This window comes from Paeniglutamicibacter sp., assembly GCF_046714615.1.
Lineage (GTDB): Bacteria > Actinomycetota > Actinomycetes > Actinomycetales > Micrococcaceae > Paeniglutamicibacter.
This window is the reverse complement of record NZ_JBKKAP010000072.1, coordinates 1-15622: the sequence shown is the minus strand read 5'-3', so window position 1 is coordinate 15622 and position 15622 is coordinate 1. Positions and strand designations below refer to the sequence as shown.

At 64.9% G+C, this 15622-nt stretch carries 14 protein-coding genes; 7 read left to right on the top strand and 7 right to left on the bottom strand.

Features of this window, described 5'->3' with window-relative positions; translation table 11 throughout:
• Positions 1-86 precede the first annotated feature (86 nt).
• Entirely contained in the window at positions 87-458 is a 372-nt protein-coding gene (locus ACLQ7E_RS07770) for a winged helix-turn-helix transcriptional regulator (RefSeq protein WP_411732002.1), read from the bottom strand.
• A 102-nt stretch (positions 459-560) separates the two neighbouring features.
• Between ACLQ7E_RS07770 and ACLQ7E_RS07765 the strand changes: the two genes are divergently transcribed.
• Positions 561-1436, top strand: coding sequence for an SDR family oxidoreductase (locus ACLQ7E_RS07765; protein WP_411732001.1), 876 nt, complete (start codon positions 561-563; stop codon positions 1434-1436).
• A 477-nt stretch (positions 1437-1913) separates the two neighbouring features.
• On the opposite strand, the gene ACLQ7E_RS07760 is transcribed toward ACLQ7E_RS07765, so the two are convergent.
• A complete protein-coding gene (locus tag ACLQ7E_RS07760) occupies positions 1914-2978 on the bottom strand; it encodes a hypothetical protein (protein ID WP_411732000.1) in 1065 nt (354 codons plus the stop codon).
• Positions 2979-3117: 139 nt separating this feature from the next.
• Between ACLQ7E_RS07760 and ACLQ7E_RS07755 the strand changes: the two genes are divergently transcribed.
• Positions 3118-4077: a D-2-hydroxyacid dehydrogenase family protein gene (locus ACLQ7E_RS07755; RefSeq protein ID WP_411731999.1), complete on the top strand. Its 960-nt coding sequence runs from the start codon at positions 3118-3120 to the stop codon at positions 4075-4077.
• A 64-nt stretch (positions 4078-4141) separates the two neighbouring features.
• Here the strand turns inward: ACLQ7E_RS07755 and ACLQ7E_RS07750 are convergent, their stop codons facing one another.
• The gene (locus tag ACLQ7E_RS07750; protein WP_411731998.1) at positions 4142-5074 is read right to left on the bottom strand and encodes a LysR family transcriptional regulator; all 933 of its coding nucleotides are present in this window, start codon (positions 5072-5074) and stop codon (positions 4142-4144) included.
• Positions 5075-5228: 154 nt separating this feature from the next.
• Between ACLQ7E_RS07750 and ACLQ7E_RS07745 the strand changes: the two genes are divergently transcribed.
• Positions 5229-6602, top strand: coding sequence for an MFS transporter (locus tag ACLQ7E_RS07745; protein ID WP_411731997.1), 1374 nt, complete (start codon positions 5229-5231; stop codon positions 6600-6602).
• A 52-nt stretch (positions 6603-6654) separates the two neighbouring features.
• Positions 6655-7455: a 3-hydroxybutyrate dehydrogenase gene (locus ACLQ7E_RS07740; RefSeq protein WP_411731996.1), complete on the top strand. Its 801-nt coding sequence runs from the start codon at positions 6655-6657 to the stop codon at positions 7453-7455.
• A gap of 109 nt (positions 7456-7564) precedes the next feature.
• On the opposite strand, the gene ACLQ7E_RS07735 is transcribed toward ACLQ7E_RS07740, so the two are convergent.
• The 4 genes from ACLQ7E_RS07735 to ACLQ7E_RS07720 form a co-directional block, all read right to left on the bottom strand.
• Positions 7565-8218: a GntR family transcriptional regulator gene (locus ACLQ7E_RS07735; RefSeq protein ID WP_411731995.1), complete on the bottom strand. Its 654-nt coding sequence runs from the start codon at positions 8216-8218 to the stop codon at positions 7565-7567.
• A 50-nt stretch (positions 8219-8268) separates the two neighbouring features.
• Complete coding sequence (gene tcuA, locus ACLQ7E_RS07730; RefSeq protein ID WP_411731994.1) at positions 8269-9762, bottom strand: FAD-dependent tricarballylate dehydrogenase TcuA; 1494 nt, start codon at positions 9760-9762, stop codon at positions 8269-8271.
• Between the two features lie 117 nt (positions 9763-9879).
• Entirely contained in the window at positions 9880-10614 is a 735-nt protein-coding gene (locus ACLQ7E_RS07725; RefSeq protein WP_411731993.1) for a response regulator, read from the bottom strand.
• A complete protein-coding gene (locus ACLQ7E_RS07720; protein ID WP_411731992.1) occupies positions 10611-12215 on the bottom strand; it encodes an ATP-binding protein in 1605 nt (534 codons plus the stop codon). Before ACLQ7E_RS07720 ends, ACLQ7E_RS07725 begins: the two co-directional genes overlap by 4 nt.
• 163 nt (positions 12216-12378) lie before the next feature.
• Here ACLQ7E_RS07720 and ACLQ7E_RS07715 point away from each other — a divergent pair, with 163 nt between their 5' ends.
• From ACLQ7E_RS07715 to ACLQ7E_RS07705, 3 genes are read left to right on the top strand one after another with little or no spacing between them, the layout of a single operon-like run.
• Positions 12379-13362, top strand: a complete 984-nt coding sequence (locus ACLQ7E_RS07715; protein WP_411731991.1) for a Bug family tripartite tricarboxylate transporter substrate binding protein — start codon at positions 12379-12381, stop codon at positions 13360-13362.
• On the top strand, positions 13359-14000 hold the full coding sequence (locus ACLQ7E_RS07710; RefSeq protein ID WP_411731990.1) for a tripartite tricarboxylate transporter TctB family protein: 642 nt from the start codon (positions 13359-13361) through the stop codon (positions 13998-14000). The genes ACLQ7E_RS07715 and ACLQ7E_RS07710 overlap by 4 nt, the downstream gene beginning before the upstream one ends.
• A gap of 1 nt (position 14001) precedes the next feature.
• A complete protein-coding gene (locus ACLQ7E_RS07705; RefSeq protein ID WP_411731989.1) occupies positions 14002-15546 on the top strand; it encodes a tripartite tricarboxylate transporter permease in 1545 nt (514 codons plus the stop codon).
• The last annotated feature ends 76 nt before the right edge of the window (positions 15547-15622 follow it).

Below are 15622 nucleotides of genomic sequence, written 5' to 3'. Positions count from 1 at the left end.
TCATTGCCCGCTTCGAAACCTGGAAAACCCACGAATCCGTTGACCGCGGGATCGCGGGGGCGCGGGGGCGGGGAAACCTTCGACGGCTACCTGCTGACGATGTCCTCGGCGTGTTCGCCGATCCAGTCGACTAGGGGTCCGAGCAAGGCCACGAGTTCCTCGCCGCGGCCGGTGAGGCTGTAGTCGACACGCGGCGGGATCACCGGCTGTGCGTCGCGGTGGACAAACCCGTCCCCTTCCAGGGTCTTCAAGGTCTGGGCCAGCATCTTCTCACTGATGCCCTCGGCACGGCGGCGCAATTCGCTCCAGCGCAGCGGCCCCACGGCCAGCGCCACGAGGATCAGCACGCCCCACTTGCTGGTGACGTGGTCAAGAATCGTCCGACTCGGGCATCCTGCCTGAAAAACCGTGGCGGGTGCCGGTATTGCCGATGATCTCAGGATGATGGTTTCCGACATGGAAGCACCTTACCTTAAAGTGCGTACTCTCTTTTGGGAAGCAATGGCGAGGGCACGCAGTTGTGATGAAAGACAGTCATTTCTTCCGTGAAAGGAAACCCCATGACCATTCTCGTCACCGGCGCCACCGGCCAGCTCGGCCGCCTTGTTGTTGAAGCACTCCTCGAGCGCAACGTGCCCGCGGAACAAATCGTGGCAGGGGGCCGAAACCCGGCCAAGTTGGCCGAACTTGCCCAGCTTGGCGTCCAAGTCCGCAGCCTTGACTACTCCGACCCGGCATCGCTGCGCGAGGCATTCGCAGGCGTGGAGAAGGCACTGCTGGTCTCCGGAAACGAGCCGGGCCCGCGCGTGGCCCAGCACCTGGATGTCATCGAGGCTGCCAAGGATGCCGACGTGAAGCTGCTGGCCTACACGAGCATCCCCAACGCTGACACCACCACCATGGCCCTGGCCGCCGATCACCAGGACACGGAACGCGCCCTGCGCAACTCCGGTGTTCCGTTCGCACTGTTGCGCAACGGCTGGTACCTGGAGAACTACACAGAGCAGCTGACGGGCTACCTGCAGCACGGCTCGGTCTTCGGAAGTGCGGGCGAGGGCAGGCTCAGCGGCGCAACCCGGGCCGACCTGGCCCAGGCCGCCGCGGCCGTCCTGCTCGCCGATGACCAGGAGGGCACTGTGCACGAGCTGGGCGGTGAGCCATTCACCCTCGTCGACCTGGCCCGCGAGGTCAGCACCGCAACGGGCCAGGAAGTCACCTACCAGGACCTGGCGGAGGCGGACTTCGCGCACCTGCTCGTGGGCGCCGGAGTGCCCGAGTTCTTCGCGAAGATCCTGGCCGACAGCGACAGCGGCATCGCCCGCGGTGAACTGCTCGTCGAGGGCAACGCCCTGGCCACCCTGATTGGCCGGCCCGCCACGACGCTGGGCGAGGCCGTTCGTGCCGCCGCCGGCGCCTTGGCAACCCAGGAGGCCTAACCCGACAGGGGGCCAGCGGTCCGTCGCAGTACTGAGATTCCCCGGATGGCGCAACCAAATACAGCGCCATCCGGGGATTTTTCATCTGCTGGTTCATGCCACACAATACTGAGGCCGGGCGGCGGATCGACACTTCCGCCCGTCTCAAGTACGCTCCAAATATGCCAGTCCCAGTGCCTTTCCGAAAGAAACCCCGCCCACCCGGGCGGGGCAAGACTCGGGAAGGAATATCCGATGGCACATTCGCCTCATCGCCGAAATCGGGGCTGCGCATTGTGCAAGCCGCACCAGTGGCGCGGCCAGGGCAAGGCCCGCAAATCTCCGTGGCGCGTCAACCGCGCGCTCGGGCGCAAACGTCGCTGGGATCGCCGCTTCATGGGTAACTGACACCTGCTGATCCAAGCCAAACGGCTGGCAGGGCTGCTGCCGTGGAAGGCCAGCCAGCCGTTGACGCGCCGGTGCACTCTTCGCGTCTCTTCAGCGGCGCGACCAAGCGGCATCTTCCGAGTTCGCGTCGGTGCACGCCCACGCAGCCGGGTCCCCGTGAAGCCGAACCTCGGCGGTGAACCAATACGACTCGTCCGGGTTCCACCCGGCAACCACGCTGGCGCTTTCGTTATCCACCTCGATGGCCTCGCCCGCCGTCGAGAGGTACGCGGCGGTGCTCAGGTGCACACCGTCGTGGTCGCGGGCCATCTGCGAGAAATCGGGCATGACCCAGCGCCCCACCCTGCCCGTGGTGCGATACCAGTCGTGGCGTTTCTGCGCGGTGACCTCCAACGGGTAGCTGCGACACAACTGCGCCCAGTCAGACGCACCGGTGACTTCGAAGATGCGAGCCGATCCGGGCACCGCCACCGCTCGCGTCTCGGCCTTCTCCCACCCAAAGCCGTCCTCGACGCACCACAGCCCCACCGGGGATCCGTCCTCGAACTCGCCGGTGGAATGCAGCAGGCGGGCCGGAGGCATCGACCACCACTCCCCACCCCAGGCCGCCGTCGGATCGGCGGGACGCTCAACCGCAGCCCGGGCCTCTTGAACTTCCACAGCCTTCCGCCAAGTGGCCAGCACCCCATCCGCCGGTTCTCCGCTCAACGTCCACAATCCCGGGGCATCGTTTTGCTCCCATTCAACGCGCCATTGCCGAGGAAGATCGACCGGCGACATCCAGCCGGCGACATGCCCGGAAGCTGCAACGTGGTTGGCGACCCGCACCAGCTGGGCGCGCACCGGCGCCGATCCCGCGATCACGTCGTGCCCGTCGGGCTCCTGCCAGTACCGGGCAGATGCAACGCTCCTGACCAGGGCCCTGCGCAACGCCTCGGCGGTCACCGGCACCAGCGCAGTGGCGGCCATCAGGTCGGCGACGTCCTCGGCCGTGACGACGGTTTTGCGGCCTTCCTCAGCACCCGGCCCGAAGAGCACCATTCCTTCTCCTCGCGCGGATTCCACACGATAGGAGGCATGGAACAGGCCCACATAGAGCGGGAGCTGGGGTTCACCCTTGAGCAGGATCGCCTCGGACTCCAGCGCGAACTCCAACAACGCGCGCCTTCCCCGCCGACCGCCGAGCAAAGACTCCACCAATTCCATGACCATTCCTCCCTGTGTGGGCCCCACCAGCCGTCATATGGCTGCTTGGTCTCCACCGTACGCGGGGCTTCACTCCTATGATGAAGCCATGCGCATTGCGATCCTTGATGACTACCAAAACGTTGCCCGTTCCCTGGCCGACTGGGACTCGCTGCCCGGCGAGACCGTCTTCTTCTCCGGTTTCCTCGGTCACGCCGACGATGCGGTCTGCCAAGCCCTGCAGGATTTCGACGTGGTTGTGGCAATGCGCGAACGCACGCCCTTCACCGCCGAACGGTTGCGCAAGCTGCCCAAGCTCAAGCTGCTGGTCACCACAGGCATGCGCAACGCCTCGATCGACCTGGACGCGGCGCGGGAGCTGGGAATCACGGTGTGCGGGACGTTCGGCAGCCTGGCGGCCACCGCTGAACACACCTGGGCATTGATCCTGGCGGCCGCCCGCCGCTTGGATGTGGAGCTGTTCTCCGCTTCCCGGCCGCGTGCCATCGAGCAGCCGTGGCAGCAGACCCTGGGCACCGGGCTGTCCGGATGTACCCTCGGGGTTTTCGGTTTGGGCAAGGTGGGCAGCCAGGTTGCCCGAATCGGGCAGGCATTCGGGATGGACGTCATCGCCCACAGCCAGAACCTGACCGCCGAGCGTGCCGCCGAGGTCGGGGCCGAGTTGGTGACCAAGGAGGAACTCTTTGCCCGCAGCGATGTGCTCACCATCCACTTGAAACTCTCGGAGCGCACCGCCCAGGCTGTCGGTGCCAGGGAACTGGGAGTGATGAAACCCGGCTCCATCCTGGTCAACACCTCGCGCAGCGCCATCATCGACGAGGACGCCCTGGTGGATGCCCTTGGCGCAGGTGCACCGGCGCTGGCGGCCCTGGACGTGTTCGATGTCGAACCGTTGCCGGCGAACCACCACCTGTTGCAAACACCCGGCGTGATCGCCACGCCGCATCTGGGCTATGTGACCGAGGAACAGTTCGGGACCTTCTACGCCGGCGCGGTTCAGGACATTGCGGCCTGGTTGGCAGGAACACCTATCAATTTGCTGGCTTGACCTTCCGCGGGCAGCTCCCTGGCTGCTGCCCGGCTTCACCGGATCACGAGCACCGCCGTGGTTGTCAGTAATCCAGCGGTTCGGTGCCCAACAGCGCGCCCTCGACGGCTGCAGTCCGGCGGCGCAGCGCTTCGGCCACTGCAGCGACGGCGGGCTGGCGCAGCGAGTCCGGTCGCAGCACCATCCAGTAAGGGAGGCGTTCGGCGAAGTCCTCGGGCAACAACCGCACCAGGTCCAGGTGGCGGCCGGCCATGAAGCAGGGCAGGAAGCCGATCCCGGCGCCGGCACGCGTGGCCTCGACATGGACGAAAACGTTGGTGGAACTGAGCGAATCAAGCATCCCGGGAACCAACCGCCGCGGGGCGTCCAGGTCGTCGACCTGCAGCATCGAATCGACGAAGTACACCAGCCGGTGTTCGCTCAGTTCCTTGATGCCGGCGGGCGTGCCGAATTCTTCCAGGTAGCGGCGCGAGGCGTACATCCCCAGCGTGTAGTCCCCGAGCCGGATCGCCTCCGCCCGGTGCACCTGGGGCTCGCCGACCACCACTTCCAGGTCCAGCCCGGAGCGGTGCTGCAGCGCCCGGCGGGTGACGTTGACGATCTCCACGCTGAGGTTCGGGTGTTTCCGTCGCAGCTGTGCAACTGCCGGCGCGATGATGAACGCGCTGAACCCGTCCGTGGCGGACAGGCGCACGACGCCGGAAATCTGGTCCGCCTCTTCCTCGCCTTCATGGATGGTGGCCACCGCGGTTTCCACGTCCTCGGCTGCCCGCACCGCCCGGCGGCCCAGGTCCGTCAGCTCCCACCCGCCCACGGTGCGGGCCAGCGTCCGGCCGCCGAGGCTTTTCTCCAACGCGGCGATCCGGCGCGAAACGGTGGTGTGGTTCAACTCCAGGCTCTCGGCCGCCGTGGTGAATCTTCCGGTGCGCGCCACCGCGAGCAGGACCAACAGATGGTCAGGGTTTGGGGCGGCGCCGCCGAGGGCCTGGAGGTTCATATCTGCAATTGTGCACCCGATCTCTGCGCAACTGGTCATTGTTGCACACCGCCAGTCGTGTCCATACTGGGTGGAGCCTTCCTGTGCGATGGATCACAGGACCCCCGCAACGCCGATGTCAACGCTGACATCTGCAGAACAAAGGAGTGCCTTGATGAGCGTCAACAAGCAGACGGTCGTCCCGGAGACGGAGACATCGGGACTGAAAAAGATTGTTGCAGCCTCGATGGTGGGCACGGTGGTGGAATGGTACGAGTTCTTCCTCTACGCCACCGCCGCCTCACTGGTCTTCGGCAAGTTCTTCTTCCCCAACGCCAACACGGAGCTGGACGGCATCATCGCCGCGTTCCTGACCTACGCGGTGGGCTTCATCGCCCGTCCGCTCGGCGGCATCGTGTTCGGCCAGATCGGCGACAAGCTCGGCCGCAAGCACACGCTCCAGGTCACCATCATCATGGTCGGCGTGGCAACCTTCCTGATGGGATGCCTGCCCGGCTTCAACTCCATTGGCTACTGGGCGCCGGCGCTGCTGGTGATCCTGCGCTTCGTCCAGGGCTTCGCCGTGGGCGGCGAGTGGGGCGGAGCCGTTCTGCTGGTGGCCGAGCACAGCCCGAACGCATCGCGCGGTTTCTGGTCCAGCTGGCCCCAGGCCGCCGTTCCGGTGGGCAACCTGCTGGCCACCCTGGTGCTACTGGGCATGAGCTGGATCCTCCCCGCCGACCAGTTCCTGAGCTGGGGTTGGCGCGTGGCCTTCTGGGTGTCCGCGTTCATCGTCATCATCGGCTACTACATCCGCACCCACGTTTCCGAGGCGCCGATCTTCCTTGAGGCCCGCGCCCAGGTGGAGGCCGACAAGGCCGTCAGCTACGGAGTGATGGAGGTGGTGCGGAAGTACCCCAAGGGCATCTTCGGCGCCATGGGCCTGCGCTTTGCCGAGAACATCCTCTACTACATCATTGTCAGCTTCACCATCGTGTATCTCAAGACCGTGCACGCCTACGACACGAGCCAGCTGCTGCTGGCCCTCCTGGTGGCCCACGTCATCCACTTCATCGTGATCCCGCAGGTCGGCCGGCTCTCGGATGCCTTCGGCCGCAAGCCTGTTTACCTCGCCGGCGCGGTGCTGGGAGCCAGCTGGGCGTTCTTCGCCTTCCCGATGTTCGACACCAAAAACCCGCTCATGATCATCATTGCCGTCACCATCGGCCTGTGCTTCCACGCGCTGATGTACGCGGGCCAGCCGGCCATCATGGCCGAAATGTTCCCCACCCGCATGCGCTACTCCGGTGTCTCCCTGGGCTACCAGGTCACCTCGATCGTGGCAGGTTCGATGGCACCGATCATCGCTACAGCATTGCTGAAGGATTCCGGCTCTTGGCTGCCGGTGGCCCTCTATGTGGCGGTCGCCTGTGCCATCACCGCCTTCGCGGTGATCACGCTGAAGGAAACCCGCGGAGCCTCCCTGCACGACATCGACGACGCCGATGCCCGCAAGCACGGCCTGAACACCGCCCGGGTCCGCAACTGAAAGCCCCCACGCCCGCAACCAGCACCAACACGCTCTACATAAGGGAAGATTCATGACCAACCAGGAAACCGAACGAATGAACCGGTCGGCCCTGCAGCCGCTGTCGGGCAGGCGGGCGCTGGTCACCGGCGGCGCCAGCGGCATCGGCTTGGCCGCGGTGCGTGCCCTGGCCGCCCGCGGCGCCCACGTCATCGTCGCGGACAAGGACCGGGCAGGTTCCGAGGCGGTGGCAACGGAAGTCGGCGGCTCAAGCTGGGTAGTGGATCTGCTGGATCCGGCCGCCGTGACCGAGAAGCGTCTGGCAGAAGCGCTGGACGGGGTGGACATCCTGGTCAACAATGCCGGGATCCAGCACGTGAGCCCGATCCAGGACTTTGACCCGGCGGACTTCCGCCGGATCCTGACCCTCATGCTGGAGGTCCCGTTCCTGCTGATCCGTGCGGCGCTGCCCAAGATGTACGCGCAGGGATTCGGCCGGATCATCAACGTCTCCTCGGTGCACGGACTGCGCGCCTCGCCCTTCAAGGCTGCCTACGTGACCGCCAAGCACGGGCTCGAGGGCCTGTCCAAGGTCACAGCTCTTGAAGGCGGCGAGTTCGGGGTGACCAGCAATTGCGTCAACCCCGGCTACGTGCGGACCCCGCTGGTGGAGAAGCAGCTGGCGGACCAGGCCCGGGTCCACGGCATCCCCGAGGCAGAGGTGCTGGCCAAGATCATGCTGACCGAAAGCGCCATCAAGCGCCTGATCGAGCCGGAGGAAGTGGCCTCGCTGGTTACCTGGCTGGCCAGTGACGAGGCGTCCATGGTGACAGGTGCCAGCTACACGATGGACGGCGGCTGGTCGGCCCGCTAGCACCACCGTTCGCCGAACCAAGACATTGGCCCCGGGCAAGCGCTTTTGCACTCGCCCGGGGCCGGTCTGTCGTGGTGCGGGCGGGCGGCCTTCAAGGCGTTCTCGCCGCTTAGCCGTTGGGCAGACCGATCTGCCCAAAAAGCGACAGCCGGATCCTCCGCGCCTCGATCATGTGCCGACGCATGGTCTCCTGCGCGCCGGAACCGTCACGGCCGCGGATCGCCCGCACCATTTCGGCATGCTCGTCCAGCGACTCGCCCCACCTGGAGCCGATCGATAGCGTCGAGGACGGCGCATGGATCTGGTGTGTGGCTAGGCGGTCCAGCAGATCCTTCAGAATCGGATTGTGCGCAGCACTCCAGAGTGCTGAATGAAAATCGATGTTGGTCCGCAGGCGTGTCTGATCATCCGGATCCGGCAATGCACGATCGCGCTCGACCAGGCCCTCGAGCCGAATGATGTCCATTTCGGTCCGTGCGGCAGCCGCCTCCAGCGCGGCCTGCCCCTCCAACAGCACCCTCAGGTCATAGACCTGCATGAGCTGTTCCGGGGTAATGTCCCGCACCTGGAGCCCCCGGGCCCCGCGTTCGAGCAGCCCCTCCTGCGCCAGCCTGCCTAAGGCCTCGCGCACCGGGGTGCGGGAGACGCCGAAGCGGCCGGCGAGGGCCACTTCCTTGAACGCGGTGCCCGGTCGGTGGGAGCCATGCAATATTTCGGCACGCAGTTCGGCATGGATCGTCTCCGAATCAACCTTTGCCGCCATCTCAACCCACCTCCGCCCCCGCTCCGGGGGGCTCCGTCGTAATTTCCTGCCTAAGCCAGCGTACCGGCACGCCGCCCGAACACGACTCCTGCCGCAAGTCCGGAACCACCCGGGTAGTTCGCGGAGAACAGGCCGCCGAGCATTTCGCCACACACGTAGAGGCCTTCCAAATGCGATCCCGTCTCGTCCAGCACGCGGCCGTGGGTATCGGATTTCAGTCCACCGAAGGTGAAGGTGATTCCACAGGTGACCGGGTAGGCGTAAAACGGACCGGTCTCCAGCGGGTTGGCCCAGTTGCTCTTGGGCGGCGTGACCTTGGCGGCCCGCCCGTCCAACACGTTCGGGTCGTAGGCGATCGAGGTGTCGATCGAGGCGTTGAACTCGCTGACGGTCTTGGACAGTGCCGTGGCGTCCACGCCCAGCTTTTGTGCCAGTTCCTCGACGGAGTCGGCGATAACCTCGGAGATTCCAGGCATCTCGTATTCCTCGCTGCGCAGCATCGGACGCAGGGACGCATCGAAGACCTGGTACGCGACCGAATCCGGCTGCTGCAGGATGACCCGTCCGTACTTGGCGTAGGTGAGGTTGCGGAAATCCGCGCCCTCGTCCAGGAAGCGCTCGCCGCGGTTGTTCACGATGATGCCCAAGGGGTAGCTCTGACGGGTCAGCCGGTTGGTCAGCTCACGGTTGGACTCGTTCTGCGCGGTGAAGGCATCCCACTGCACCGAGTGGCACGTTCCCCAGTCCCCGCCCTTGACCGCGCCGGCGGCCAGGCCGGCGGTGATCATGTCGCCATTATTGAAGGCGGTGCCGCGTACCTTGGCGTTTTCCCAGCCCTCACCCAGGTGCTCCCGGCGCAGTTCAGGGTTCGATTCGAAGCCGCCCGCAGCCAGGATCACAGATTCTGCGCGCAGCTCCTGCACGCTGCCGTCTTCACCGCGGACCTTGACGCCCTTGACGGCGCCGTCCTCAAGAATGAGGTCAAAGACATCTTGTCCGTAGCGGACCTCGGTGCCAAGCTTCGCAGCGACGGCAACGTGGTCGGCCATCAGACCCTCGCCGCCGCCGACGTTTCCGACGTGCAGGCCGCCCCAGAAGAGGTAGCCGCCGTCTTCGCGCTCGTAGGCCTGGCGCTCGTACATCAGTCGGTACTTCAGGCCCAGTTCCTGGAGCCAGCGCAATCCCGGTGCTGCCTCATTGACCAGAACCTCGGTCAGCTCGGGATCATTGCGTCCCTCGGTGACCTTTGCCAGATCGGCTGCGTACTCGGCGGCGGAGTACGGCGGGACCTCGGAGACGGAGTGACGGTCATCAAATTCGATGAAGTCGCTCAGGTCTTCGAGGCCGTTGTGGGCGATGCGAGTGGCACCAGCGGTGTAGTAGCTGTTCCCGCCAAAGAGCTCGCGAGGTGCTTTCTCCAACAAAAGCACCGAGCGTCCACGTTCGGCTGCGGCGTGGGCGGCGGTGAAGGCCGCGTTGCCACCACCAACGACAATCACATCGGCCACAGTTGCTGCGCCTACTTCGTTTGCTGTGCTGCCCATCTCGCATCTCCCTATCTTGGACCCCATCCGGAGCCCTCTGGATACGAGTGTATACATAAATATACAAAGTGCGCCAGTGGTCGCCCTTCACGGCGCATCAGACCCCGAGGGCCGCCACTACTCCCCCACCCAGCGGTAGCGGTGTTCCGGGCGGCCCGGAGCCCCGTACTTGGGCCGCAATTCCGCGAGGCCGCGTCCTGCCATCATCTCCAGGTATCTTCGGGCACTCACCCGCGAGATTCCACAGCCTTCGGAGACCTCGCTGGCTGACAGGTCCCCGGCGCCGCCAGCCCTCGACGCCTCGCGCAGCGCTTCGCCCACCAACTGGACCGTCGGTTGAGAGAACCCCTTGGGCAACGGCGCGTCCGGTCGGGCAGCAGTTTCCGACCTTCGATCGTCCGGGCGCCTGTCCGGGCCCCCTGCGCGGAGCATGGAGTCAATATCTCCCTGATCAAGCGTCGGCCCGGTCTGCTCCGCAGCCTCGGCCCTGGAGGTTCGAAATGCTTCGAGTCGGCGGTTGAAGTCGGTCACGGTGAAGGGCTTGACCAGGTAGTCGTCGACGCCGCGGCCGACAGCGAAGCGCACGGTATCGCGCTCACTGGCGGCGGTGATCATGATGACGCCCGTGTCGTACCCGCTGCCACGCAGATCTTCCAGCACCTGCAGGCCGTCCATGTCGGGTAGGTGCACATCGAGCAGGATCAGGTCGACCTGGCCTTCCTCAAGGAATGCCAGGACCGGTCCGCCGCGTTCCAGCACGCCCGCCACCTCAAATCCCTCCAACGCGCCCACATAGCGGGAGTGGAGGCGCGCAATATCCGGATCGTCGTCGACTATCAGTGTCCTGATCATGCCTGTTCCTCCGCTCGATTACCCGGCCGCATGCTAGCTGCCGACCAGTTCCATTCCACGGTAATCTTGGCCCCGCCCAGGTCACCGGTGGCCACGGACACCGTACCTGCACGGCGCCGGATGACCCGGTCGACGAGTGCCAGCCCAATGCCGCGGCCAGCACCGGCACCGGCCTTGCTGCTCACCCCGCGACGAAAGATCTCATCAACGTCATCCAACGCAATGCCCGGCCCGCTGTCTTCGACACAAATACTCACCCGGTCCGGCCCGACACTCACCAGCAGCCGCACCGCTCCCCCATCGCCGGCGGCCTCGATCGCGTTGCTCAGCAGGTTCCCCACCACTGTCAGGGTGTCCTCGTCGGCGCGCCAGGCCGGCTCGGTCCCGGACTCCGGATCCACCAGCAGCCGCACCCCGGCTTCACGGGCACCAGCCGCATTGGCGCCGACAAGACCCGAGAGCGCGGGATCCTTCAGAACCCCCGAGTCGATGCCACGGGCGGCTCCGCTGATTCGCTCCAGGTATTCCGCGGCCTCCCCCGGCTCGCCAAATGACAGGTAGCCCGAAAGAACATGCAACCTGTTTGCGAATTCGTGGGCCTGCGAGCTCAAGGCGTCGGCGAGGCTTCGCTGCCCCTTCAATTCACGCAATGTGGCTTCCAATTCGGTTCGATCCTGCAGGGTCAATGTCCGACCCAGCGACTTGCCGTTGGCCAGCGCCTCGCGACGGGTTGCCACCAGGATGCGTTCCCCCGCCAGGACGTACCGGGTCTCCTCGGCTTCCGGCGCTTCGCTGCTGAGTTGGGCGTGGACGGTTGGATCGAGCATGTCTGCGGCCCGGGCACCCACAACCTCGCCCTGAAGCCCCAGCAAACGCCGCGCCTCGTCGTTGACCAGGGTCAGCCGGCCCTCGGAATCAACACCCAGAACACCATCGTGCACACTGAACAGCAACGCCTGTTGCGACTGCAGCAAGCCCGCGACGGCCTCGGGCTCCACCCCATAGATCCGCCGGCGGACCATGCGCGCGGTCAGCGCGGAGGCGACAGTTCCCAGCGCCGCAGCACCCAGGATCCAGGGGGCGACATCCCCGACGATTTCCAGCAATTCCCCGCGGATCTCGCTCTGCAGGATCCCCACGGAGACGGTCCCAACGATTTTCCCGTCGAACCACACCGGCTCCTTCGCCCGCAGCGTCACACCTTGTGGCCCAACCTCCGTGCCGCGGAACGATTCCCCCGCACGCACGGGGTCGTGATCCGATGACACCTGCTCCCCGATACGCTCCGGATCCGGGTGCGCGACCCTGATCCCGGCCAGGTCAGCCACCGTCACATATTGGACACCGGAAACCGATGTCGCGAGATCGGCAATCGGTGCGATCACCTCCGTGGCCCCGGGACTGCCCAGATGCGATTGAACCGCATCCTGGGCGGCGATTTGCACGGCCACCGTATGGACTCGATCGAAGGCGACCTCCTGGGTTCGGTGGTCTTCGAAGACCAGGATCACCACGGACACCGCGCTCATCAGTCCCAGCACGATTCCCAGCTGCAATGCCAGCAGCTGTGCCCGACGGCGGTGTTTTGACAGGGAAAGCACGTCGATTCAGGCCCCTTCGATTTCTCGTTGACTTTGTTTTCTTTACTGTTCTTATGAACTAAAGCACATTGTCGCTGTGCTTTACGTCACTCCTCTGGCACCTTTGTGGTCGAGGGACCTGCCAATGACACCCGGTCCACCACCCATGAGATTACGGATGAAAATGAGCAAGAGCATAATCAAGAAGACCCTATACGGCACCGTTGTCGCCGTCGTGGCAGGTCTGGCACTGGTCAATGCGGCAGCAAGCGGGGGTGAGTCGACCGCACGGTCAAAGCTCGTCCTCATGGCTCCGGCAGCACCCGGCGGCGGTTGGGACGGTTTCGCCCGCGAGTCGCAGCAGGCCATGAAGTCCGGTGGTGTCGTCAACAACGCCCAGGTCGTCAACGTGCCAGGCGCCGGCGGAACCATCGGATTGAGCCAATTCGTCCAGATGGAAGGCCGCCACGACATGTTGATGGTCACCGGCGGCGTCATGGTCGGTGCCATTGAGCTCTCCGATTCCGAGACGACCTTCGACGACATCGTTCCCATTGCCCGGCTGGCCGATGACTACGCGGTGCTGGTGGTTCCCGCCAAGTCTGAATTCCAGACCCTGGCCGACTTCACCAAGCGATGGAAGGACAACCCCGGCGGGACCTCGATCTCTGGCGGCTCGTTGGGGTCCATCGACCATCTGCTGACCGGCTTGGTGGCACAGAAGATCGGCATCGATCCGATCAAGACCAACTACATCGCCTACTCCGGCGGCGGCGAGGCGCTTACCTCGATGCTCTCCGGAACGACTGTCGGGGGAATGTCGGGCTACAACGAGGTAGCCGATCAAATCGAATCCGGCAGCTTGCGCGCCTTGGCGATTTCCTCGGAAGAGCGTCTCCCCGGGGTCGATATCCCCACCTTCAAGGAACAGGGCGTCGACGCCTCGATGGCCAATTGGCGCGGCGTCGCCGCGGCTCCGGGCATCACCGAGGAGCAAAAACAGGAATTCGTGGACATCGTTTCCGAATACCGCCAGACCGAACACTGGCAGGGAGCGCTGGAACGCAACAGCTGGACGGACAGCTTCATGACCGGTGAGGAATTTGAGGAATTCATTGACTCCGAGGTCGCAGTGACCAAGGACATCGTGGAAGGGCTGGGACTGTGAAAACGATCGACGAATCCTCCGCAACCGTGCGGACGGCAGATGACTACCCGGTACGCATCACCGGCTTCTGGTCGGGACGCAGCGAGCTGATCGTCCCGGCACTGGTCTTCATGCTGGCCGGCTTCCTCTCCTACGGGACTGCGACCATGCATGTGATGGGCACAAGCGTTCCGGGGCCGCAGTTCTTTCCCACCATCGTCTGTGTGTTGCTGTTTCTCATGGCGGCCGTACACACGGTGCAAATCCTCCGCACGCGGCGTTTCCCGCATTCGGACAGCGAGGGACAGAACCCCGACTTTTCCACGGACATGCTCGGCGACCTCTCCGACACCGAGAGCAAAGCCATCTACGGCCCCACCACACGACCTTCGGCCACCGGCAAGCGGAAGGCCTACTCGGACTGGAAGACACTGGGCATGGTCGTAGGAGCAGTTGCCGCGTTCATCCTGGCACTGCCCATACTGGGCTGGATACTGAGTGCCGCGGGCCTGTTCTGGGTCGTGTGCCGCGCCTTGGGAAGCCGACGCCCATTGTTCGACCTCAGCGTCTCCATCCTGTTTTCCTCGGCCATCCAGCTGGCCTTCAATGCCGGACTCGGCCTCAACCTGCCCTCCGGCTTCCTGGAAGGACTGATCTGACATGGAATCATTAACCCTGCTCATGGAGGGCTTCGCGCAAGCCCTGACTCCCATGAACCTCATGTGGGTGGTGATCGGTGCGGTCCTCGGAACGGCTGTGGGCGTGCTGCCCGGACTCGGTTCGGCAATGGCCGTCGCGCTTCTGCTTCCCATTACCTTTTCGCTTGATCCGACCGCGGCATTCATCATGTTCGCCGGGGTCTACTTCGGCGGCCTCTTCGGGGATTCGACCTCCGGGATCCTGCTGAATACGCCAGGCAATTCATCTGCAATCGCCTCCACCTTCGAGGGCCACCGCATGGCACTTGACGGCAGGGCGGCGAAGGCACTGGCCACTGCGGCCATGGGAGCCTTCATCGGTGGTCTCATTGCGACGACCGTGGTCGTCTTCTTCGCCCCGGTGCTCGTGAAGATGGCAACGGCATTCGGCCCCGCCGAATACTTCGCCCTGGCGGTCTTCGCTTTCCTCGCGATTTCCTCGGTGGTCTCCGATTCCGTGGTCAAGGGCCTGATGTCCTTGGGACTGGGTCTGGTCCTTGCCCTGGTCGGCGTGGACGGCCCGTCCGGAACGGCACGCTTCACGCTGGGCATGCCGCAGCTCTTCGACGGCATGTCCATCGTCGTGATCACCGTTGGGCTGCTGGCACTGGGTGAAGTCCTGCATATCGCCTCACGTATCCACCGCGACGAGACGGCCGTCCGGGTTGAATCCAAGGGCCGGCCGCGGCTGGAGATGCGCGATATCCGCAGGGCCATGCCTGCCTGGTTGCGCGGCACGGCATTCGGTGTCCCCTTCGGCGTCATTCCCGCCGGCGGTTCCGAGGTACCCACGTTCCTGGCCTACGGCACGGAAAAGAGGCTCGCCGCCCGCAACGGAGACACCGATTTTGGCACCATCGGGTCGATCCGGGGCGTCGCAGCCCCGGAAGCCGCGGCGAATGCCACGGCCGGCACCGCCATGGGCGCGCTTCTCGCCCTCGGCCTGCCCACCTCGGCAACCGCTGCCATCATGTTGGCTGCATTCCAGCAGTACGGAATGCAGCCGGGCCCGTTGCTGTTCGAACGCAGCGGTCCGATGGTCTGGACCTTGCTCGCGTCGCTGTTCATTGGCTTGGTCATCCTGCTGATCCTGAACATGCAGTTCGCAGTGCTCTGGGCCAAGCTTCTGCTCATCCCCCGGCACTACCTCTATGCGGGCATCGCGGTACTCTCGGTACTTGGCGTCTACGCGATCAGTTCCTCGATCATCGACCTGTGGATCCTGTTGGCCGTGGGCCTGTTGGGCTTCATGATGCGCCGCTACAAGTTCCCGCTCGCACCGGTGCTGATCGCGGTGATCCTTGGCCCCCTGGCCGAAACGGAACTGCGCCGCGCGCTGACGGTCTCGGAAGGCGACCTGTCGATCCTCATCGACAGCCCGGTCACCATGGTGCTGTACGGACTGTTGCTCATTACCCTGGTCATCACCGGTATTCAGCACCTGCGCCACAGCAAGGCTGCCCGGGGCAAGGCACCAAAATTCGACTCCGACAGGCTCGGCGTCTAGGAACCCAGCTCCCGAACCAGAAACATCCTGAAATGGGAGGTAGGGACCGTGCCCCACGGGCCCCCCCCCCAATTTT

Bases quoted from the DNA above. Each gene is read 5' to 3' on its own strand.
- ACLQ7E_RS07770 (WP_411732002.1), bottom strand. From the start codon at position 458: ATGTCGGAAACCATCATCCTGAGATCATCGGCAATACCGGCACCCGCC.
- ACLQ7E_RS07765 (WP_411732001.1), top strand. From the start codon at position 561: ATGACCATTCTCGTCACCGGCGCCACCGGCCAGCTCGGCCGCCTTGTT.
- ACLQ7E_RS07755 (WP_411731999.1), top strand. From the start codon at position 3,118: ATGCGCATTGCGATCCTTGATGACTACCAAAACGTTGCCCGTTCCCTG.
- ACLQ7E_RS07750 (WP_411731998.1), bottom strand. From the start codon at position 5,074: ATGAACCTCCAGGCCCTCGGCGGCGCCGCCCCAAACCCTGACCATCTG.
- ACLQ7E_RS07745 (WP_411731997.1), top strand. From the start codon at position 5,229: ATGAGCGTCAACAAGCAGACGGTCGTCCCGGAGACGGAGACATCGGGA.
- ACLQ7E_RS07740 (WP_411731996.1), top strand. From the start codon at position 6,655: ATGACCAACCAGGAAACCGAACGAATGAACCGGTCGGCCCTGCAGCCG.
- ACLQ7E_RS07735 (WP_411731995.1), bottom strand. From the start codon at position 8,218: ATGGCGGCAAAGGTTGATTCGGAGACGATCCATGCCGAACTGCGTGCC.
- tcuA (WP_411731994.1), bottom strand. From the start codon at position 9,762: ATGGGCAGCACAGCAAACGAAGTAGGCGCAGCAACTGTGGCCGATGTG.
- ACLQ7E_RS07725 (WP_411731993.1), bottom strand. From the start codon at position 10,614: ATGATCAGGACACTGATAGTCGACGACGATCCGGATATTGCGCGCCTC.
- ACLQ7E_RS07715 (WP_411731991.1), top strand. From the start codon at position 12,379: ATGAGCAAGAGCATAATCAAGAAGACCCTATACGGCACCGTTGTCGCC.
- ACLQ7E_RS07705 (WP_411731989.1), top strand. From the start codon at position 14,002: ATGGAATCATTAACCCTGCTCATGGAGGGCTTCGCGCAAGCCCTGACT.